The sequence below is a fragment of the Lysinibacillus sp. FSL M8-0355 genome, from assembly GCF_038008985.1.
Lineage (GTDB): Bacteria > Bacillota > Bacilli > Bacillales_A > Planococcaceae > Lysinibacillus > Lysinibacillus fusiformis_D.
This window is the reverse complement of record NZ_JBBPAI010000001.1, coordinates 2,679,522-2,700,942: the sequence shown is the minus strand read 5'-3', so window position 1 is coordinate 2,700,942 and position 21,421 is coordinate 2,679,522. Positions and strand designations below refer to the sequence as shown.

The window sequence follows — 21,421 nt, the reverse complement described above, 5'->3', positions numbered from 1 at the left end:
AGATGAAACAAGAAAAAGGATATCTAGTATATAACCCAAATCCACATGCAAAATTAAAATTGCTATGTTTTCATCATGCTGGAGGTTCGGCACTTTCGATGGTTCCTTTAGTGAGAGATTTATCTGAAGATATAGAAGTATGTTTGTTCGAATTACCTGGTAGAGGAATGACTAATGATTTACCGTTTCTATCAACATTTTGTGAGGCAAAAGAATATCTTTTTAAAACAGTATTTCATTATATTGATCGCCCAGCCGTTTTATTTGGTCATAGTTTAGGTGGACTATTTGTCTATGCTTTATCAAGTTTACTGGATGATAAAAGTCAATATATTCAAAAATTAATTATTTCAGCTGCTAGGTCCCCTATAACTGTATCTAATAATGCGACGCATCCTGAAGCTCCGTTTACAAGGCGAACGAGGGAAAGTGTCATAGCAGATATTAGAAGGCTAGGTGGAGTGCCAAATGAGCTTGAGTCTGACTCGAAGCTGTTCAATTCAATCGTTGATGTTACAGGCAGAGATTTTCATTTACTTGATACATTTAAATTCGATGACAAAGCATTTATCAACTATCCAATGGAACTTTGGCTAGGTGCACAAGATTCAGCAGTTCCTGATGAGGAAGTGAAACTATGGGAGAAAATGACGCTCAATGACTATAAGTGTAAGTATTTTAATGGTGGTCATTTTTACTTAAGTGAGAATGAGGAGCCTGCGAAAGAATTGACAAAGGAACTCATGACTATTTATACCAACATCAAAGGAGAGGTGATTCATGCAGACTAAACTTAAACCAGGTGAAAGAAGACATTATAGGGAAATTGAACTCTGGAAAGATATTACCCAAGAGCAATGGGATGACTGGCATTGGCAATTAACGAACACTATTAAAACGTTAGATGATTTAAAGAAAGTTGTCAACTTAACTGCTGAAGAAGAAGAAGGAGTGAAAATTTCTCTACAAACAATACCTTTGAATATAACTCCTTATTATGCATCTTTAATGAATCCAGATGATGTACGATGTCCAATACGCATGCAATCTGTTCCATTATCTGCTGAAATTATGAAGAGTCACTATGATCTAGAAGATCCGTTGGATGAAGATGAAGATTCTCCTGTACCAGGTATAACTCATAGGTATCCTGATAGAGTATTGTTCTTGGTAACCAATCAATGCTCCATGTATTGTAGATATTGTACAAGAAGAAGGTTTTCTGGACAGGTGGGGATGGCAGTACCTAAAAAGCAGCTTGATAGAGCTATTGATTATATTAGGAATAATAAAGAAGTCAGAGATGTTTTATTATCGGGCGGAGATGCCTTATTAATTAATGACAAAATTCTCGAATATATTTTAAGCAGTTTAAGAGACATACCGCATGTTGAAATCATTCGAATTGGTACTAGAGCACCAGTAGTATTTCCTCAAAGAATAACGGATGATTTGTGTACGATTTTAAAGAAATATCATCCTGTATGGCTAAATACACACTTCAATACATCGATAGAATTAACCGATGAAGCGAAAGAAGCCTGTGAGAAATTGGTCAATGCGGGGGTTCCAGTTGGGAATCAATCTGTTATTCTGACAGGCATAAATGATAGCGTGCCAATAATGAAAAAATTAGTACATGATTTAGTTAAAATCCGGGTTAGACCATACTATATTTATCAGTGTGATCTGTCTGAAGGGATTAGCCATTTTAGAGCGCCTATTTCTAAAGGATTGGAAATAATTGAATCTTTAAGAGGACATACTTCTGGTTATGCTGTACCAACATTCGTAGTAGACGCACCAAACGGAGGTGGGAAGATAGCTTTACAGCCAAATTATATACTTTCTCACAGTCCTGAGAAAGTCGTTTTAAGAAATTATGAAGGCGTTATTTCTTCTTATCCAGAGATAAAGCACTATGAGTCAGATACAGCCGATAGTTATTTCTCTGAAGTGTATGATTTAAAATCATACGAATCAACAGGCGTTTCAAAGCTTTTAGAGGCTGAACCTTCGAAAAGCTTAGTACCTACAAATCTTCCGCGATATAAATTAAGAGAAAGATATAAAGAAGAGGGGGCAGAGACATTAAAGGATAAAAGAGAAAATAGAGATCTTTTAAAACAAAAGAAAATAGTACAAGCACAGAAAATAAATAAATGCTAGATAGGAGACTAGAGATGGTAAGTTTTTATGGTAGTTTATCTACAGAATTATATGATATAGATAAATATATTGGTAAAACATTTGGCGATGTAGAGTATTATTCAGAAAGGTTAGAAGGCGTTAAGGGAAAGATATTAGAGCCTGCTGTTGGTAATGGGCGTATCTTAATACCTTTATTGCATAAAGGGCTAAATATTGAAGGTTTTGACCTTTCTGATGACATGTTACAATTATGCAAAAAAAATTGTGCAGAAAGAGAGCTTTCACCAAATCTATATTCATTAAATATGTGCAATTTTTCTTTGGAACAAAAATATGAGGCGATTATTATTCCGACTGGCTCATTCCTATTATTGCATCAAAGAGAAGATTCTTTAAAAGCCTTAAAGTGTTTTTATGATCACCTAGAGGATGGAGGCCGTTTAATAGTAGATACTTTTCTTCCTGAGTCGTTTGAGAAGGGTTATGTTTCAACTAGAATATTAAAGAATCAAGAAAGCGACTCTATAACGTTGGAAGAAGTATTGGTAGATGTGGACTACATTAATCAATTTACTATTACTCACAATAAATATCAGAAATGGCAAAATACGAAACTAATTGACACTGAGTTAGAAGTTTTCCCATTAAAATGGTATGGAGTAGAAGAGTTTCGAGCAATTTTACAAGATATTGGATTTAAAGATGTTACGATTTCTGCGGATTATGAGTATAATAAATATCCAACAAATGGTTCAGAGGTATTTACGTATGAAGCTATAAAAAAATAGCAGTTAATAACGACTTTAAATTATAGAACCTCAACATAAAAAGAGGTTGTTCTTAAAGCCCTTAAAAGTTCGATTGGAGAACGATTCGTTTTCCAAATCGAACTTTTTCCTTTTCTGCTGAAAGTAGTAGGGACTTCCTATTTTCAGTAGGTTAAGGGCAACAGCATGCGGTGGGGCGAGCCTTGAGGTATATCCCGTCAATCAAAATTGCCCATGATGATAGAAGGAAAAACATCTATATTAATTTAGATATTTTACAACAGACAACTTTATTTGGAAAAGAACGTATACATTTAAAAGAGGCGCCCTTATAAAACTAGGAGGCGCCTAAAACATTTGAGGTAAAAATTCCCTCATGAATCGTTGATTTTTACGTAACCATATTTTTAAAATCATACGGTGTGTTAATAATCTATGCCTTTTATTTGTCCTCGTCTTAGCTTCTATTAAGCTTTGTAGCAGAATACAAGTTTCCGTTGTATAAGCTTGAGGTTCTACAAGGACATCCAGCTTGTAATCAATTAGCTGTGCTGCCTGAATCTTTGCTAGTAAATAGGCAAATTGTGTATTCATTGCGGCATAATTTTCTTCTAATTCTAGCTCAATAAGTGAATAGAGTATTTGTTCTATTTCAGCTTCAAGTTCTTGGAGTTGCTCATTTGATGGTTGTGTCAATACATATCACCTCTTTACACAACAAGATAACCGATAGCAGCAAATAGAATTCCAACTAGCAAGGTACTGGCAATATAGCTAATGGCTTGTCTCCATTTTTGTTGCTCTATAAGCTGTAGTGTTTCAAACCCAAACGTAGAGAATGTCGTGTAGGCTCCTAAAAAGCCTATGCCTATCAATTGCCACAACCAGTCACCGACATGCAGGGCGAATAAAAAACCAAGTGCAAAGGAGCCTGTACAATTAATGATAAAAGTTGCCCATGGATATGGATGTACAAGTAATTTTCCTAAATAGAATCTTGACAAAGCGCCAAAAATTCCCCCAATCCCGACCAAAATCATACCATGCGCCCCCTTGCAAGTCGTATCCCCAGCCATGCACCTGTTAGTCCTCCTAAAACACTTACGGCAACATAAAGTACAGCCTGTAGCCACTCATTATTTTCAAGGAGGAGCAGTGTCTCTAAGGAAAATGTCGAAAAAGTAGTAAAAGCACCACAAAAGCCAGTCCCAAGTCCTACTACAATCGGTGTGCGTTTTATAAAAGTGGTGAAAAGCCATGCTAAGCAAAAGCATCCAACTATATTTATACAAAGTGTTGTATAAGGGAAACCGTTTGTGCTTGGCCAAATCAGATTAAGACCATATCGACTGATTGCGCCAAAAAATCCGCCGATGCTAACTGCTAAAAATGTCTTCAACGTAAAGACCCCTTACTAAAAATGACTATATTGAAAGTGTATCATGAGATGAAAATTTTAGAAATATTTCTTCTGTTAGCCTTCCTATAAAATGATTTCGTGTAATAATCATTTTGTTATGACCAATAGCTTTGTAAAAGAAACGAGCCTTGAGTGCTTGAATCTTGTGAAGGAACTTTCTTTCTCTTTACCCTTTTTGTTCATTTCATCCTTTTGGTCAATATAAGCGACCTAACATTTACTGTAATGTTAAAGTCAATCAACCACTTATGCCTATGCTTTCCTTTTGGTTCTTTTCAATAATTCAACGCTTTAAAGCACTAACTATTTCCTGAAAATGATAAAAAAATAACAGGGTGATAGTTGACAAATATTTCTATAGTGTGATAATCTTCAAGAACACTATAACAAATAAACCAAGGGAGGGCATGACAATGTTAATTTTATTAGTATCAAATTCAATTACAGTTACATACATTGTCCATGCCTAACGCTTATTTAAGATTGCATAAAAAGGTATGGGTTCAATCCTGCCTTTTATAAGAGACACATGCTCTTTTTAGGGTATGTGTCTTTTTTCATGCCAAAAAGGTTGTAGTGAATACTAAAAAGGAGTGTATGTATATGAGAAACACAGTACAACGAATGATTTTCAAAAAGGAATTTCTAGAAAGTGGGTAGTCATCCACAACAGCATGGAAGAAAGAAGGTTATAATGTATGTTTGATGTGTTAAGTAAATTAGGCTGGTTCTTTAAAAAATACTGGAAGCAATATACGGTTGCCATTGTGGTACTCATGATTGCCAGTGGATTAGAGGTCATTCCTCCATATTTATTAGGCTCCATTATCGATTTATTGACTGCAGGAGAAATGACACCAGCTATTTTAACAAAATATGTATTCATTTTTATTGGGATTATTATTGGGGGCTATCTATTAAATTTTGTGTGGCAATTCCGACTATTTGAAGGAGCTATAAACCTTGAGAAAATATTACGTCGAAATTTAATGCAGCATTTTTTACGCATGACCCCAACGTTTTATGAGAAAAACCGTACAGGGGATTTAATGGCACGAGCAACAAATGACTTAAATGCCGTATCCATGACAGCTGGTTTTGGCATTATGACGTTGATTGATTCAACGATTTATATGGGCTTTATCATTTTTGCGATGGGCTATATGATTTCATGGAAGCTCACATTTTTTGCGATGTTACCAGTTCCTATTATGGCCATCCTCATACAATATTTAGGTAAAATTGTTCATGAACGCTATATGAAGGCTCAAGACGCTTTTGGTGAGCTGAACGATAGTGTACTGGAATCTGTTGCAGGAGTTCGAGTGGTGCGCGCCTATGTGCAGGAAAAAAAGGATGAGGCTAATTTTGCGGATATGAGTGAGATTGTGTATGCCAAAAATATTCATACAGCTAAAATTAATGCATTATTCGGCCCGATTACGAAAGTCGGAACAGGTATTAGCTATGTTGTAGCACTCGGTTACGGGGCTCATTTAGTGGCGATAGAGGCAATGACGGTTGGGCAACTGGTCACATTTAATGTGTATTTAGGATTAGCGGTTTGGCCAATCTTTGCGATTGGAGAGCTCATCAATGTTATGCAGCAAGGGAATGCCTCACTGGATCGTGTGCAGGAAACATTGAACTATGATGCAGATGTTCAAAATATTCCGAATCCACAAATGATTGCGACACCTAATGCAATTGGTTTTGATGCTTTAACATTCCAATATCCAATGAGTCAGGTGAAAAACTTACAGCAAATTTCACTTGCCCTGAAAAAAGGTCAAACGCTGGGCATTGTCGGCAAGACGGGTGCGGGAAAAACAACCTTCCTTCGCCAATTATTGCGAGAGTATCCAATCGGACAGGGGCAGCTTTCCATTGACGGTATCGACATCACCTCTCAAACCAAGGAGCAGATTCTTGATTGGATAGGCTATGTGCCGCAAGATCATGTGCTATTCTCACGTACTATTCGTGAAAATATATTATTTGGGAAAGAAGATGCGACACAAGCTGAATTACAGCAGGCGATTCGTGCCGCATATTTTGAAAAAGATTTAGAAAATTTACCAATGGGCCTTGAAACACTTGTTGGGGAAAAAGGTGTATCTCTTTCAGGCGGTCAAAAACAACGTGTATCTATTGCTCGTGCACTGATTAAAGATCCTGAAATTTTAATGCTTGATGATTCGCTTTCGGCTGTCGATGCCAAGACAGAGGCAAGAATTATTGAAAATATTCAGCGTGAACGTCATGGGAAAACGACGATTATTACTACGCATCGCCTATCTGGTATTCAGCATGCGGATGTTATCATCGTGTTGGATGATGGACAAATCGTAGAGCAGGGAACACATGAGGAACTTCTTTCGCAACAAGGATGGTATAAAGAGCAATTTGACCGTCAGCAGCTAGAAGGGGGTGCCTCATGAGTACGAGTCAACGTTTAACACGCTATGCGATGCATTTTAAAAAGCCGATATTACTAGGCTTATTCTTCCTTACAATCGCCGTATTTACGGAGCTTGTTGGGCCATTTATTGCTAAGCATATTATTGATAATTACATGACAATTGGTCATATTGAAATCAAACCGATTACATGGCTACTACTCGTTTATTTACTGTTAGCCATTGCAACGGCTATATTACGCTATTTTATGTATATCTATTTACAAATTGGTGCAAACCGCGTCATTCAAAAATTACGTAAGGATGTTTTTGAGCATATTCAAACTTTACCAATTCAGTATTTCGATAATTTACCAGCAGGTAAAATTGTTGCGCGTGTAACAAATGATACAGAAGCGGTGCGTAATTTATATGTACAGGTGCTATCCAATTTTGTTACGAGCTTTATTTCCATCATTGGTGTATATATCGCACTCTTTATTTTAAACTGGAAAATGGCAATGCTAGCTTTAACGATGATTCCTATTGTTTACGTATGGATGATTTTGTATCGAAAATTTGCCTCAAAGTATAATGATGTCATTCGTACAAAAATCGCTGACATTAATGCCATGATTAATGAATCCATTCAAGGCATGACCATTATTCAGGCATTCCGTCGTGAGCAGCAAATGACGAAGGAATTTGATGACATGAATAATGAGCATTATGCATACGAACGTAAGCTATTAGTGCTCGATTCAGCCACATCCTTTAACCTTGTGAATACGTTAAGACTAATTATGTTTACGGTCTTTATTTTCTATTTTGGTACGCAATCATTTACAGCAACCCAAGTGGTTTCAGCGGGTACTTTGTATGCGTTTGTCGATTATTTAACAAAGCTATTTAATCCAATTACGAACATCGTGAACCAATTTTCTCAGCTTGAGCGTTCTCTAATTGCTGGGAAACGTGTTTTCGAGGTGCTAGATACAGACGGTGAGCCTGTCTCTGAAAAAAGCCTCCAACGATATAAAGGCAATGTCGTTTTCGAGGATGTTTCCTTTGCTTATAAAGACAATGAATACGTGCTGAAAAACCTATCATTTGAGGCACATCAAGGTGAAACGATTGCCTTAGTTGGTCATACGGGCTCTGGAAAAAGTTCCATTATGAACTTGTTATTCCGCTTCTATGACCCATCAAAAGGCAAAATTACCATTGATGGCATTGATATCACCTCTGTTCCTCGTCAAACGATGCGTGAACATATGGGAATAGTGCTACAGGATCCTTACTTATTTACAGGTACGATTGCTTCAAATGTCGGCTTAAACAACCCTAATATATCATCCGAAAAAATAGAAGCTTCTTTAAATGCTGTAGGAGGCGAACGGGTTTTATCGAACTTACCTAATGGTTATGATGAGCCAGTGATTGAGAAGGGTAGTACGTTATCTTCAGGGCAACGTCAGCTGATTTCGTTTGCGCGGGCACTTGCCTTCGATCCAGCGATTTTAATTTTAGATGAAGCGACATCGAATATTGATACGGAAACGGAAGAAATTATTCAGCATGCAATGGATGTCCTGAAAAAAGGACGAACAACATTTATTATTGCCCATCGACTGTCTACGATTAAAAATGCCGATCGTATCCTTGTACTTGATCGAGGACAAATTATAGAGAATGGCACGCATGATGAACTGCTAGCACTTGGCGGTATTTATAACAAAATGTATCAAATGCAAGCGAATTCCTTACAGTAAAATCTATGGAAAGCCCCACTTCATAAAAGTGGGGCTTTGTCATTACAAGGATATACATACATTAAAAGTGTCGTAATATCTGATTGAAAATAGATAACTTAAAAAGCATTTAAATGGTTTTACAATAAAAATTTTATTGGATAGTCGGCGTTGAATGCAGACAGGGTTAATTGAATTTTGAAAAGCCTATTTTGGATTAACCTTTCTCCAAAATAGGCTTTTCTTTTTATTCGTTTAACAAAAAATAATAGCTAGTTGAATGATTATAAAGTGATAGTAGTGACGGATAAAGGTAAAGCAATTTAGTTTAAAATTAAATAGTTTAATGTTAAACTATTTAGGAATGAAAGAAAAGGAGATGTGTTAGCGATGGGTAAACTACAAGACAAAGTGGTTATCATTACTGGGGGAGCAGGCGGTATCGGTAGTGGGATGGCAAAAGCAATGGCAAAGGAAGGGGCTGTCGTTACAATTGTTGATTTAAATGCAGAGGCGGGTGAGGTAATGGCAAAAGAATTGCAAGAAATCTCACCAAAATCTATGTTTTTGCAGGCGAATTTAATGGAACGCGATCAATTACCAAAAATTATTGATACAGTCGTAGAAAAATACGGTAAACTAGATGTGCTAGTTAATAACGCTCATGCTGCGAAACAAGTTACAATAGAAGAAACAACACAGGCAGATCTTGATTTATCGTTTGGGACAGGTTTTTATCCAACCTTCTATTTAATGCAAGCAGCACTCCCACATTTAAAAGAAACGAAGGGCAATATTATTAACTTTGCATCTGGGGCAGGTATTCAAGGCCATGAGACACAGGCAACTTATGCCGCAGCTAAGGAAGCAATCCGCGGTATTTCTCGTGTTGCCGCAAATGAATGGGGACGTTTTGGTATCAATGTCAATATCATTAGTCCACTTGCGGATTCACCAGGTGTACAGGCATGGGCAAAAGCACAACCAGAATATTATGAAGCGGTTAGAAGTAAAATTCCACTTGGTCGTTTTGGTGATATTGAGCAAGATATCGGTCGAGTAGCTGTTTTCTTAGCTTCTGACGATTCCCAATACATCACGGGTCAAACGATTATGGTGGATGGAGGTTCACTAATGCTTCATTAGTTCTCGGCGTTCGAGGAGGATTTTTTTGAAACAGACAAATATTTTTAAACTCATTCATATGATTGAACAGGTGAATAATGCCAATATTATACGCTTTACAAAAGCGTTTCCATATCCTTTAGGAATTTCACCGATTTTAGTGTTAAACGAGCTACATGTTAAAGGCCCTCAAAAACAAGCAGAATTAGCTGAAACCATTGGCTATACGAAAGGTGCTATGACAAGCATTGCAGAAAAATTGGTTAAGCTTGGATTAGCGGAAAGACTTTATGATCCATCTGACCGTCGCACCATTCGCTTGCAAATTACGGAAGAGGGGAAAGTAGCTTTGGCGAAGGCTCAATCCATCGGGAAAGAGGTCTTTGTACAGCTTTTTGAAGTATTAGATGACAAGGAAATTGCCCAATATTTGCTGATTCAAGAGAAATTAGTACAGGGAATTCAACAGAAAAATGACTAGCTAATTATCAACTCGCCTCTAAGAAATTTTATAGAGGTGAGTTGATTTTTTTGCTGGATATTTATATTAATGTCATAGGTGGTAGAAGTCTATGGCTTTGAACGGATAGGATACTCAAACTGAAGGATAGAACTCAATATGTGAAGGATAGAACTCAATATGTGAAGGATAGAACAGGAAAACTAGTGGATAGAGCGCACCTTTTGCCCGATAGAATGGCTTTGAACGGATAGAATACTCAAACTGAAGGATAGAACTCAATATGTGAAGGATAAAACGGGAAAACTAGTGGATAGAGCGCACCTTTTGCCTGATAGAATGGCTTTGAACGGATAGGATACTCAAAGTGAAGGATAGAACTCAATATGTGAAGGATAGAACAGGAAAACTAGTGGATAGAGCGCACCTTTTGCCCGATAGAATGGCTTTGAACGGATAGGATATCCAAACCGAAGGATAGAGCGCACCTTTTGCCCGAATAGAATCACTCTAAACAGATAGGGCCCCCGAACTCAATATTTTGTTTAAAATCTAATTGTAAAATAGTTGAATTTATTGAAAATTGTCCAGCTTCATTTTATAATCAAGATACGGTTCTATTATAGAGACAATCGAGGTGTGAAATGACATTAAAAACATTGGATAACTCATTGGAGGTTTTAAAATATTTTAATAAAGAAAATCCTACATGGGGTGTGCGTGAATTAGCAAAGGAGATGAATATTAGTCATTCTATTATTTATCGAATTTTAGTTACATTCGAGAGTCATGGATTTCTGATTCAAAATCCTGAGACAAAAAAATATGAATTAGGGCTTCGTTTTTTAGAGTATGGTCAGATGGTGAAAGATAAATTAAATCTTTCTGATTTTGTTTTGCCAATTATGAAAAATCTTGCAGAAACCATTAAAGAGTCGGTATTTCTAACATGGCTAGATGGCAAAGATGGCGTCACAGTGGAAATAGCTGAAGGCTCTCAAACAATTAAGTTTTCGGTGTCAATGGGCACACGAACACCACTACATATTGGGGCTTCTTGTAAAGTCATCATGGCCTATCTACCTGAGGATCGGAAGAAGGAGATTATGGAGCATGGTATGAAAAGATTAACCCCAGAAACGATTACTGACCCCGAAGAAATAATAGCCGATTTAGAAAAAATTCAACAACAAGGCTGGTGCTTCTCGACGGGGGAATATGCTCATTCTGTTTTTGGGCTTGGTGTACCTCTTTTTAACAGCAAAAAAGAAGTAATTGCTTCTTTAACGATTGCAGGACCTATTTATCGTAAACCAACAGAGGAAAAGTTACCTGAAATGGTGAATATTCTTCAATATGGAGCGATGAATATTCAACGTTATTTCGATCAGTATAGCTTTAAGCTATATCATGAATAAGCTTGAAACAAGGCTCAAGATAGTTAATATCTATCTTGGGCCTTTGCTCTGATTTCCTTCATGAACGATACAGCCGTGTCTATTTCTTCAAACGTATTAAAATAATGTGGGGAAAAACGAGCCATTTGACTAATCTGATTACGTTCCATAATGGTATTGGCCATAAATGTGCCAGCCTCAATAATGACCCCACGTTCTGCTAATTCATTCGTTAGCTCATCTGGAGAAATCCCTTCTATATTAAACGGCGTAATGGATAATCGATGTGCACTATTTTGTGGACCATATAACACAATACCTGGGATGGTTGAGAGCTGTTCCACTAAATAGTTTGTTAATTGTTGTACTCTTTCATAAATAGAGTGAATACCAATAGCGTTGGCATAGTCAATCGCTGCTCCCAATCCCAAAATACTTGGGATGATTGGACAGCCTGGCTCAAAACGTTTCGCTGTTTCTAAAAAAGAATACTCATCGTTTTGATAATCCCACTGGGTACTACCCCAGCCAATCATAATAGGTGTGAGTGCTGGGATAAGCGCTTGGCGCACATATAAAATACCTGAACCCTCAGGGCCGCGCAACCATTTTCGGCCACAGGCAACTAAAAAGTCACAGCCAAGCTCTGCAACATGTATCGGTGTTAAACCAACAGTTTGATTGGCATTAATCAATGTTAATACATGGTGTTGCTGTGCCAGCTGACAAATTTCCTTGGCGGGCTGGAGTGCACCAGCAGCATTGGACATATGGGCAAAGGCAATCAATTTTGTGTGTGGCGTGATGAGTTGCTCCAGCTCTTGTAAATCTACTAGATACTCCGCATTAGTTTTCAAAACTTTTAACTGAACACCTTGTTGCTGAAGGGCAAGCCAAGGCACATAGTTACTTAACATTTCTGTATCGAGCACAATGACCTCATCACCTTGTTCCCATTGCAAGCCCCCTGCTATATAATTAATAGCCATTGAACCGTTTGGCACAAAGGCAATTTCTTCTTTTTTGGCGCCGATAAATAATGCGCTTTTCTCTCGTATACGCTCTACCTGTGCATATATTTCTTGACGAAAAGAGGGGAAGTAGGGACCAATACTCGCTTGTTTTTGAAGATAGCTAGCCATTACATCCACTACTGGCTGGGGCATGGCAGAAGCAGCAGCCGTGTTTAAATAAATATAGTGCTCTAGTAGCGGCATATCTTTTTGTATTTTCATCATATTTAACATTGTGCGCACCAGCCTTATAAAATGATTAATTCTTTCGGATAGGTCATTAAATTCTTATAACCATTTTCTGTAACAATTAAATTATCCTCGATACGAACACCGCCGACATCCTGAACGTAGATACCTGGCTCCACTGTAAATGCCATACCAGGTTTTAATACTAGCTGATTACGCTGCATGATATAAGGTTCCTCATGTGCACTTAAACCAATACCATGGCCAAGTCGGTGTGTGAAATTGTCACCATAGCCTGCGGCGTGAATAATGCCTCTTGCTATAGCATCAATGTCATGTGCTGTCATGCCTGGTTTGATCGCTTCTATTGCCGTTTCATTGGCTTGTTTAACAATGCTGTAAATCGTTTTTAAAGTTGGAGAAATCTCCCCTAAAGCTACCGTTCTAGTCATATCTGCCACATAGCCCTTATAAATGGCCCCAAAGTCTATGACGATCAATTCGCCTGTCTCTATTTTTTTCATGCTTGCTCTGCCGTGGGGAAGCGCTCCTCGGTAACCTGATGCCACAATGGTTCCAAAAGGTGTTCCCTCTGAACCACGTCGTCTCATTTCATATTCTAATTGTGCAGCGACTTCCATTTCTGAAACACCAGCTCGTATCGTTGGCAATGTTGCTTCAAGACTTTCTTCTGCAATTTGTACAGCCTGTCGCATCAAGGCTATTTCATGATGCTCTTTTTTCATACGGAGTTCACGAATGGATTCACCGATGTCACATAAATTGTTATATGTAAGGTGTTCGATTGCTTTTTGTTCCTTTACGTGCATCGTGTCAAATTCCACACCAAGTGTTTGCGACGCTCCCAGCTCTTTTTTAAATTGCCAGATGGCCTGTGTCGGTCCCTCTTCATCTGAATAAGATACGATAGCATTCGCACACTCCGTATCAACTTTTGTTAGTTCTACTTGTGGTACTAGAAAATATAATTGATTGTTAGCCGTGATAGCCACTAACGTTAAGCGCTCACTTTGCTTTAACTGGAGACCTGTAAAATAAGACATATTCGACCCAGGTACAAGGATCGCCACATCAATTTGCTGTTGCTGCATATAGGAAACTAGTTTCTCTCTTCTATTTTGAAACATAGGGTCATTCCTCCTAAAATAAGTTATATTAATTGTTTCTATTATAGATACAGTGTATCTTAAGATTATATATTAATAATAATGAATTTTCAATAAATAAAGTGGATGTCAGCCTAATAGGTGGCTCTAATAGGAAGGGAATTTACAAATGAGGGAATAGTATGCTGTTAATTTAGTAAATACTAGTGTACGTCTTTTTTTCGTCCATTATGCATATAAGTAGACTAGATAAACTTTTTTCCAACTTAATACGTCAAAAAGAGGGGCAAAATTGTTAAGCAAGAAAGGACTAATGTATGGAAAAAAATATGAAACGCTCAAAAGAGAAAAAGAGCAAGAAAAAATTATGGCTGTGGATAGTCGGTAGCCTACTAGCAATATTTTTAATTTTTATAGGTGCTGCTTACTTTACCATCCAAAAAACTATGAATAAAATAAATACACCACTTATTCAAACAACGGATGCTGCACAACTCGAAGAAAAAACAGTGATCAAAAAAGAACCATTCTCGGTTCTCATGCTTGGGGTCGATGAACGAAAAGATGATAGCGGCCGTTCCGATACTATGATTGTGATTACTGTGAATCCTGAAAAACAGACAATGAAAATGCTTAGTATTCCCCGTGATACACGTACAGAAATTATTGGTCATGATACCGTTGATAAAATTAATCATGCCTATGCCTTTGGTGGCGTTCCGATGGCTGTAGATACAGTGGAAAATTTTCTAAATATACCTATTGATTATTATGTGTTTATTAATATGGAGGGTTTTCTACAAATTATTGACACGCTTGGGGGCGTAACCATCAATAATGATATGGATTTAACTTTTGATGAATATCATTTCCCAGAGGGAGAAATTACGTTAGACGGTAATGAGGCACTGATTTTTTCACGTATTCGTTACGAAGATCCGCGCGGTGATTTTGGTCGCCAAATTCGTCAGCGCCAAATTATTGAAGCTGTAATGAAAAAAGCTTCTACACCATCTACGTTATTAAAAGCAACAGATATGCTGAATGTTCTAGGTGATAATGTGCGTATGAACTTTTCTGTCAAGGATCTTATTCAGCTGCAAGGTCTTTATAAAAAGATGGATGCAGATATTGAACAGTTGTCATTTGACGAGGGGGATGGTCAAAGGATTAACCATATTTGGTACTACATTCCGAATGAGACAGAGCTTGAAGAAATACAAATAGATTTAAAAAATCATTTACAAAAAAGTAAGTAAGTTAGCTACAACTTTGGGCCATGAAGGGAGGGAGATGAATGAATGGGAGGACCCAGGTGCTTAGGTATACAGCACTGAATCATTGCATGCAAAGCTATGTACCTAAACGTAAAGTGCGAAAAAATCCAGTCCAATCAGCGATAAGAGGCCTACAAGTATTGTGTTTAAAATTGTTTATGTAAGAGATAAAAAATCATTCAGGTAGGGCGCATGCCTAGTTGAATGATTTTTTTATGGCTTCATCAATCATTTTCCAATATTTCTTGAAATATCAGAAAATTAAGTGTATACTGACATTAGAAATGGTTAAAGGAGTGATTGTGATGATTATAGGCACAATTTTATTAGCATTTGCATTACCAGTGGGTATCGTATTAGCAGCAGATTTATTAAACGAGCAGCGTCACTCTACTACACTATCTAACCATTCATAATGACCAAACAACTAAAACGTTCATTTTTAGACAATGCTACCTTGTAGCCTTGTCTATTTTTTATGTTATTTCAGCAGGTATCACAGGTTCATTTTTACTCGTCAGCATGAAAAAATCTGGACGCAATTATACGAAAGCTTAGTCGATAAATTGGAAACTATTTATGTGATTCATTCGTCAATAGTATAGAGAAAATGTTATACTATATAAAAAAACAGTATCGGGGAATGAGCATGCAAGAGGAAAAAACATCTAATTTTAAAAAAGAAATACTATCCTACATTAAAATTATTGTCATTACAGCAGTTGTCGTTTTTGGCTGTAAGCAATTTTTATTTGCGCCGATCAAAGTGCAGGGAGCATCGATGTATCCGACGTATCATGATAAGGATATTATTATTGTAAGTAAAACAAGTAAAATCGAACGTTTCGATCAAATTGTTTTCCAATCACCTGTAGAGGATGAGTTATATATTAAACGTGTAATTGGTCTTCCAGGAGATAAAGTCGAAATGAAAGATGATGTATTGTATGTCAATGGCAAAGCGTACAAAGAAGATTATGTCAATCGCCAAACAGAGGATCCTAATCAATTACGCATTACGGAAAACTTTACGTTGGAACAATTAGTGAATGAACAAGAAGTGCCAAAGGGAATGTTTTTTGTGCTTGGTGACAATCGCCTAAAAAGTAGTGATAGTCGCCATTATGGTTTAATTTCCGAGGATGCAGTTTACGGTGAATCAAAATTAATACTATATCCATTTAGCCATTTTCATATTGGTTCAAAATGATGAAAAAGAGGTCACTCCCTTGAGTAGCCTCTTTTTAATTTTGGGGTAAATCTGTACAGCTTTTATACGTGGGATAATAGACACAAATTCTTGAGTTTTCAACGGTTTCTTTAATGGGTGACGGCCTACTTTTTGCTGGAGAATGGATTGCTGGTTCTTCAATCGTGAACTCTTCTACTACTAATTCTACGCCATAAAATAGTATTAAAAAATAGCAAACAAATCCTACTATGCGCAAACAATCACCTCTTAAAATAGTTATTGTATGTTAATATGTATGGTCAAATTCGTCGAAATATAAGCAGAAATTCAAAATTTTCTCTCGATTCCACGGTTTTATGATGGCGTTCATTCTATGAAAAAAATCTATTGTCAATGAAATTTTGATGTGCTACTATAGCTAAAGTAAATATTTGATCTGTATAACCTCAATAATATGGATTGAGGGTCTCTACCAGGAACCATAAAATCCTGACTACAAAACTTTGCTTCATTTTTGTAGTCAGGATTTTTTTATTATGCTTTAAAAGAATCTCCTACAAAAATGGAAGTGTAATGAAAGGGAGATTACGATGAATTGGAGAGTTTATATTCTTGCAGTGACAACCTTCGCAGTAGGGTTAGTTGAATTAATTGTTGGTGGAATCCTGCCAAATATTGCAGAGGATTTACATGTATCATTAGCAACAGCAGGACAATTAATCACAATTTTTGCACTGGTTTATGCGATTTCTGCGCCAGTCCTACTATCCTTGACAGCCAAGGTGGAACGGAAGCGCTTATTCCTTATTTCTTTATTTATTTTCACGTTAGGGAATCTAATGACCTTCTTTAGTACAACGTTCATCATTGTGCTAATTGCTCGTATTTTCACAGCGATGAGTACAGCGTTAGTCATCGTATTATCATTAACGATTACTACTAAAATCGTAGAGCCCCGCCACCGTGCCAAAGCATTAGGGCTTGTTTTTATGGGCGTAAGTTCCGCGCTTGTAATCGGTGTGCCAATGGGTATTTTTATTACAGAAGCGTTTGGCTGGCGTGCTGTATTTTTAGGTATTAGTATCCTGTCAACGATTTCAATGGTTTTAATTGCCTTATTGCTTGAAAAAATGCCAATCGGAGAAGTAGTGCCACTGAAGGCACAAATCAAATCATTGGCGAATTTGAAAATCCTAACAGCACAGTTAACTACGCTGTTTATGTTAGCGGGTCATTACATGCTCTACGCTTATTTAACACCATTTTTAGTAGAAGCATTTGATCTGAGTGCCTCATGGATTAGTATTTGCTACTTAATTTTCGGTATTGCCTCTGTTAGCGGGAACGCTATAGGAGGCTGGGTGAGTGATAAAATTGGCACAAGCAAGGCTATTATTTTAATCGTCTCTGCCTTTGCCATTGTGTTATTTACTATTCCTTATACAGTTATTGCCCTGCCACTGTTTTTAGTATTTACGGTTTTATGGGGGGCGTTGAGCTGGGCTTTGACACCACCATTACAAAATTATTTAATTCAGGCAGATCCTCAATCATCTGATATTCAGCAAAGCTTAAATACAGCTGCCCTGCAAATCGGGATCTCCATCGGATCAGCAGTAGGAGGCGCTATGTTTGCTTGGACAGGGTCCGTTATGCACTTAGCAAGCTTTGGTACGATTCTAGTTCTCGGTGCATTAGCTTGTGCCATCTTCTCTATTAAAAGAGCACCTCTTGGTCAGGAGCAGCACGTAGATTATTCATCAGCACATCATAACTCGTAATAGAACAACTGCCTGTAAGGTATTGGGAAAGCCGTCCCAATACCTTTTTTTGAATCTATTTTCGAATCGTTTCAAAAATTAAATTCTCTATGGTTTCTTAGCATACTCCAATTCTCTATGGAATAGATTGTTGTAGTTAATGAATTTACAGACTTGAGGAGTTTGAGATTTAAGTGTAAATACTACTTTTTAAAGGAAACCTTCAAATCTTGTAAATGGAAGGAGAACCCAATGACTGAATATCATCAACAATCATCTGCTGAAGTCATGAAAATATTGAACGTCACCACACAAGGCTTGACCGATGATGACGTCAAAAAAAGACAACAAATCTATGGCTATAATGTATTAGAGGAAGGGAAAAGAACAAGTACATGGGCTGTTTTCATGGGTCAATTTAAAGATTTATTGGTCATTATTTTACTCGTTGCGGCCTTCGTTTCCTTTCTACTAGGAGAAGTGGGAAGCACCATTGTGATTATGATCGTGGTCATTTTAAATGCTATTTTAGGCACGGTGCAGCATGTGAAGGCAGAGCAGTCACTAGATAATCTGAAAGCATTGACCTCTCCGATTGCCAAAGTCATGCGTAATCATCAACTAGTGGAGATTTCTTCTGAAGAAATTGTGGTAGGCGATCTTCTGATGTTGGAGGCAGGCGACTACATCAATGCGGATGGCAGGCTACTGGAAAGCCATAATTTACACATCAATGAAAGCTCGCTCACAGGCGAATCGATTGCTGTAGCAAAAAGTACGGACCCTATTCGGAAAAATAATGTAACGATTGCGGATAAGAAAAATATGGTGTATTCAGGAAGCTTTGTGACTAATGGACGTGGCATCGTGATGGTTACTGCGATCGGGATGCAGACCGAAATCGGAAAAATTGCGAATTTACTCGATACGGCCAAGGAGAAGAAAACACCATTACAAATTAGTCTTGATCAATTCGGTGAAAAATTAGCACTAGGCATTACCCTAATTTGTTTAGCTATTTTTACGATTGACCTTATTCGAGGAAGGGCCTTAGTGGAATCCTTTATGTTTGCTGTATCCCTTGCTGTTGCAGCGATCCCAGAGGCATTGAGCTCCATTGTGACCATTGTATTAGCTTTTGGCACCCAGAAAATGGCGAAGGAAAATGCGATCATCCGCAAGCTTTATGCTGTTGAAAGCTTAGGAAGTGTATCGGTTATTTGCTCTGATAAAACGGGTACCTTAACCGAAAATAAAATGGTCGTACAGGAAGTTTTCGTCGACCAGAAAAAGATTCCACACGATTGGCTGAATCCAACGAACCCAGTGGAAAAAGAGCTGATGGTAAAAGCGCTTCTATGTAGTGACGCTGTCGAGCGTGAGCAAAAAGAAATTGGTGACCCTACAGAAATTGCCCTCGTGAAATTAGGGAAACAATATGGTTTAGATGAATTGACAGTTCGCGAGCAATATCCTCGACTGGCTGAAATTCCATTTGATTCAGCGAGAAAGCTCATGAGTACTGTTAATCAGATGGACAAGCAACCTATCATGATTACTAAAGGGGCTTTAGATGTACTTTTACCAAAAGTGACACGAATCAAAACAACAACTGGTATTTTTGAGATGACTGCGCAGCATCGCCAGAAAATTGAAGCAGTGAATCGTGATTTTTCTATGAATGGTTTAAGGGTGTTAGCTATTGCTTATAAGGAGGTATTGCCTCTACAAAAAGTCGATACAAGAGCTGAACGAGATTTAATCTTTGTTGGCTTAGTAGCGATGATGGACCCTCCAAGAAAAGAGTCGAAAGAGGCTGTGGAAAGCTGTATAAAAGCAGGTATTAAGCCCGTCATGATTACAGGGGACCATAAAATTACAGCAACAGCTATCGCTCAACAAATTGGTATTTTACAAAATCCAGCAGAAGCTATAGAAGGACATGCACTCGAAGGTTTAACCGATCAAGAGCTACAAGAAAAAATACATGATTATTCTGTGTATGCTCGTGTTACACCAGCACAAAAAATTCGAATTGTCAAAGCCTGGCAGGATAAAGGGCATGTTGTCGCCATGACAGGGGATGGTGTCAATGATGGGCCAGCCCTGAAACAAGCCGATATTGGTGTAGCAATGGGCGTGACAGGCACAGAGGTTGCGAAAGATGCCTCGTCCATGATTTTAACTGATGATAATTTTTCGACGATTGTCAAGGCAATTGCCAATGGTCGTAGCATCTATACGAATATTAAAAATGCGATTCTGTTTTTATTATCAGGAAATGCGGGTGCTATTTTTGTCGTGTTATATGCCACTGTTTTAGGCTTACCTGTTCCTTTTGCACCTGTGCATCTATTATTCATTAACCTATTGACAGATAGTCTACCAGCAATCGCAATCGGTTTAGAGCCAAATAATAAGAAAACAATGAAGGACAAGCCTAGAAATATCCATACTCCTTTATTAAATAAAGCCTTTACAACACAAGTAGTGCTTGAAGGTATATTAATCGCCATTTCCACCATTATTGCGTTTCAAATCGGTTTATCGACAGGTGATACGTTAACAGCCAGCACAATGGCCTTTACCACATTATGCCTATCAAGATTAGTGCATGGCTTTAACTCCAGATCCAAACAATCAATCTTTGCTATTGGCGTATTTTCGAATAAATATACTTGGCTTGCCTTTATCATCGGTGTATTTAGCTTACACATTGTCTTGTTTATGCCAATGCTCACAACAGTTTTTGAGGTAGCTCCATTAACGACAGCTCAGCTAGGCTTTATTTATAGCTTATCGGTATTACCATTCCTAGTGAACCAATGGTATAAGCTACTGTTCGTGAGAAATCGATAGTAGGTCAAAAAAGAAGCTTCCGTTAGATAAAACGGATGCTTCTTTTTAGCTTTGAGGTGCTACTATCCAACCTTTACGCTTACTGAGGTCAATCAATTTTGCCCCTAATAGTGCATAACGCATATGAAGTTCACCATATTTAGTTAAGTGGAGCTTTTTTACTGACAAATCCAGTGCTTGGCTTACAGCAATTAAAGATGAGGCAATATTCATGGATAAAATAGCACTAATTTCGCCATCATTAATAGCCGATTTTCCACGAAGATCCGTTAGTTTCATCTTACTGTACTCGATTGCTGTAGTGGGTGCCAACATGCCATTTTCCTTTAATAATAATGTCAACTGCTTATTTTCCTCTTTTAAACATTGAATAAACTCCAAGATCATGATTTTTAAATGTTTATCACGTGTATGCTTAAAAAAGGCATGGCTTGAAGCAATATAGCTTTGATTGACACCAAGCTGTGACCAAAGCTTGAAAATTTCCTTAAATTGTAACGATGCTAGATTGTCCTTTATCATTATGGCACTTCC

General features: G+C 37.6%; 20 protein-coding genes and 1 riboswitch. Of the genes, 13 read left to right on the top strand and 7 right to left on the bottom strand.

The features are described 5' to 3' along the window. Positions 1 to 2: 2 nt before the first annotated feature. From MKY46_RS13215 to MKY46_RS13205, 3 genes are read left to right on the top strand one after another with little or no spacing between them, the layout of a single operon-like run. Complete coding sequence (locus MKY46_RS13215) at positions 3 to 791, top strand: thioesterase II family protein (RefSeq protein ID WP_058844597.1); 789 nt, start codon at positions 3 to 5, stop codon at positions 789 to 791. Next, positions 781 to 2,169 carry a lysine 2,3-aminomutase gene (gene ablA / locus MKY46_RS13210; protein ID WP_330493258.1) on the top strand — a complete coding sequence of 463 codons (1,389 nt, stop codon included), beginning with the start codon at positions 781 to 783 and terminating at the stop codon, positions 2,167 to 2,169. The genes MKY46_RS13215 and ablA overlap by 11 nt, the downstream gene beginning before the upstream one ends. A 14-nt stretch (positions 2,170 to 2,183) precedes the next feature. Further along, positions 2,184 to 2,939 (top strand): class I SAM-dependent methyltransferase, encoded by a 756-nt coding sequence (locus MKY46_RS13205; RefSeq protein ID WP_340834452.1) that lies wholly within the window; start codon positions 2,184 to 2,186, stop codon positions 2,937 to 2,939. A gap of 327 nt (positions 2,940 to 3,266) precedes the next feature. Here the strand turns inward: MKY46_RS13205 and MKY46_RS13200 are convergent, their stop codons facing one another. From MKY46_RS13200 to crcB (MKY46_RS13190), 3 genes are read right to left on the bottom strand one after another with little or no spacing between them, the layout of a single operon-like run. Further along, positions 3,267 to 3,614: a hypothetical protein gene (locus MKY46_RS13200; protein WP_340809142.1), complete on the bottom strand. Its 348-nt coding sequence runs from the start codon at positions 3,612 to 3,614 to the stop codon at positions 3,267 to 3,269. Positions 3,615 to 3,628: 14 nt separating this feature from the next. Next, complete coding sequence (crcB, locus tag MKY46_RS13195; RefSeq protein ID WP_036120561.1) at positions 3,629 to 3,958, bottom strand: fluoride efflux transporter CrcB; 330 nt, start codon at positions 3,956 to 3,958, stop codon at positions 3,629 to 3,631. Further along, positions 3,955 to 4,317, bottom strand: a complete 363-nt coding sequence (gene crcB / locus MKY46_RS13190; protein WP_036120558.1) for a fluoride efflux transporter CrcB — start codon at positions 4,315 to 4,317, stop codon at positions 3,955 to 3,957. The genes crcB (MKY46_RS13195) and crcB (MKY46_RS13190) overlap by 4 nt, the downstream gene beginning before the upstream one ends. Before the next feature lie 719 nt (positions 4,318 to 5,036). On the opposite strand from crcB (MKY46_RS13190), the gene MKY46_RS13185 reads away from it, so the two are divergent. The 5 genes from MKY46_RS13185 to MKY46_RS13165 all read left to right on the top strand — a co-directional run bounded on the left by MKY46_RS13185 (position 5,037) and on the right by MKY46_RS13165 (position 11,491). Further along, positions 5,037 to 6,779: an ABC transporter ATP-binding protein gene (locus MKY46_RS13185; RefSeq protein ID WP_036120555.1), complete on the top strand. Its 1,743-nt coding sequence runs from the start codon at positions 5,037 to 5,039 to the stop codon at positions 6,777 to 6,779. After that, positions 6,776 to 8,509 carry an ABC transporter ATP-binding protein gene (locus MKY46_RS13180; RefSeq protein WP_036120553.1) on the top strand — a complete coding sequence of 578 codons (1,734 nt, stop codon included), beginning with the start codon at positions 6,776 to 6,778 and terminating at the stop codon, positions 8,507 to 8,509. The genes MKY46_RS13185 and MKY46_RS13180 overlap by 4 nt, the downstream gene beginning before the upstream one ends. Positions 8,510 to 8,878: 369 nt before the next feature. Continuing rightward, positions 8,879 to 9,634, top strand: coding sequence for an SDR family NAD(P)-dependent oxidoreductase (locus MKY46_RS13175; RefSeq protein WP_340834451.1), 756 nt, complete (start codon positions 8,879 to 8,881; stop codon positions 9,632 to 9,634). A 25-nt stretch (positions 9,635 to 9,659) separates the two neighbouring features. After that, the gene (locus MKY46_RS13170; RefSeq protein ID WP_036120548.1) at positions 9,660 to 10,094 is read left to right on the top strand and encodes a MarR family winged helix-turn-helix transcriptional regulator; all 435 of its coding nucleotides are present in this window, start codon (positions 9,660 to 9,662) and stop codon (positions 10,092 to 10,094) included. 623 nt (positions 10,095 to 10,717) lie between these two features. Beyond that, positions 10,718 to 11,491 (top strand): IclR family transcriptional regulator, encoded by a 774-nt coding sequence (locus MKY46_RS13165; protein ID WP_340809139.1) that lies wholly within the window; start codon positions 10,718 to 10,720, stop codon positions 11,489 to 11,491. A gap of 23 nt (positions 11,492 to 11,514) precedes the next feature. Here MKY46_RS13165 and MKY46_RS13160 read toward each other — a convergent pair whose 3' ends face one another. Together MKY46_RS13160 and MKY46_RS13155 are read right to left on the bottom strand one after the other, a co-directional pair. Continuing rightward, positions 11,515 to 12,717, bottom strand: coding sequence for an aminotransferase class V-fold PLP-dependent enzyme (locus MKY46_RS13160; RefSeq protein ID WP_340834448.1), 1,203 nt, complete (start codon positions 12,715 to 12,717; stop codon positions 11,515 to 11,517). A 14-nt stretch (positions 12,718 to 12,731) separates the two neighbouring features. Beyond that, on the bottom strand, positions 12,732 to 13,820 hold the full coding sequence (locus tag MKY46_RS13155; protein ID WP_340811366.1) for a M24 family metallopeptidase: 1,089 nt from the start codon (positions 13,818 to 13,820) through the stop codon (positions 12,732 to 12,734). Positions 13,821 to 14,116: 296 nt separating this feature from the next. Here MKY46_RS13155 and MKY46_RS13150 point away from each other — a divergent pair, with 296 nt between their 5' ends. The 3 genes from MKY46_RS13150 (at position 14,117) to lepB (ending at position 16,286) form a co-directional block, all read left to right on the top strand. Beyond that, on the top strand, positions 14,117 to 15,058 hold the full coding sequence (locus tag MKY46_RS13150; RefSeq protein ID WP_340811365.1) for an LCP family glycopolymer transferase: 942 nt from the start codon (positions 14,117 to 14,119) through the stop codon (positions 15,056 to 15,058). Positions 15,059 to 15,381: 323 nt separating this feature from the next. Then, positions 15,382 to 15,492 carry a hypothetical protein gene (locus MKY46_RS13145; protein ID WP_036129103.1) on the top strand — a complete coding sequence of 37 codons (111 nt, stop codon included), beginning with the start codon at positions 15,382 to 15,384 and terminating at the stop codon, positions 15,490 to 15,492. A gap of 233 nt (positions 15,493 to 15,725) precedes the next feature. Continuing rightward, positions 15,726 to 16,286, top strand: a complete 561-nt coding sequence (lepB, locus tag MKY46_RS13140; protein ID WP_036129105.1) for a signal peptidase I — start codon at positions 15,726 to 15,728, stop codon at positions 16,284 to 16,286. A gap of 34 nt (positions 16,287 to 16,320) precedes the next feature. On the opposite strand, the gene MKY46_RS13135 is transcribed toward lepB, so the two are convergent. Then, positions 16,321 to 16,524, bottom strand: coding sequence for a hypothetical protein (locus MKY46_RS13135; protein ID WP_036129108.1), 204 nt, complete (start codon positions 16,522 to 16,524; stop codon positions 16,321 to 16,323). Positions 16,525 to 16,684: 160 nt separating this feature from the next. Beyond that, positions 16,685 to 16,784, top strand: a riboswitch (purine riboswitch). 74 nt (positions 16,785 to 16,858) lie between these two features. Here MKY46_RS13135 and MKY46_RS13130 point away from each other — a divergent pair. After that, positions 16,859 to 18,049 (top strand): MFS transporter, encoded by a 1,191-nt coding sequence (locus MKY46_RS13130; RefSeq protein WP_271910109.1) that lies wholly within the window; start codon positions 16,859 to 16,861, stop codon positions 18,047 to 18,049. Positions 18,050 to 18,280: 231 nt separating this feature from the next. Continuing rightward, positions 18,281 to 20,887: a cation-translocating P-type ATPase gene (locus MKY46_RS13125; protein ID WP_058844180.1), complete on the top strand. Its 2,607-nt coding sequence runs from the start codon at positions 18,281 to 18,283 to the stop codon at positions 20,885 to 20,887. Between the two features lie 45 nt (positions 20,888 to 20,932). Here MKY46_RS13125 and MKY46_RS13120 read toward each other — a convergent pair whose 3' ends face one another. Beyond that, positions 20,933 to 21,409, bottom strand: a complete 477-nt coding sequence (locus MKY46_RS13120; RefSeq protein ID WP_058844181.1) for a DUF3231 family protein — start codon at positions 21,407 to 21,409, stop codon at positions 20,933 to 20,935. Positions 21,410 to 21,421: the final 12 nt, after the last annotated feature.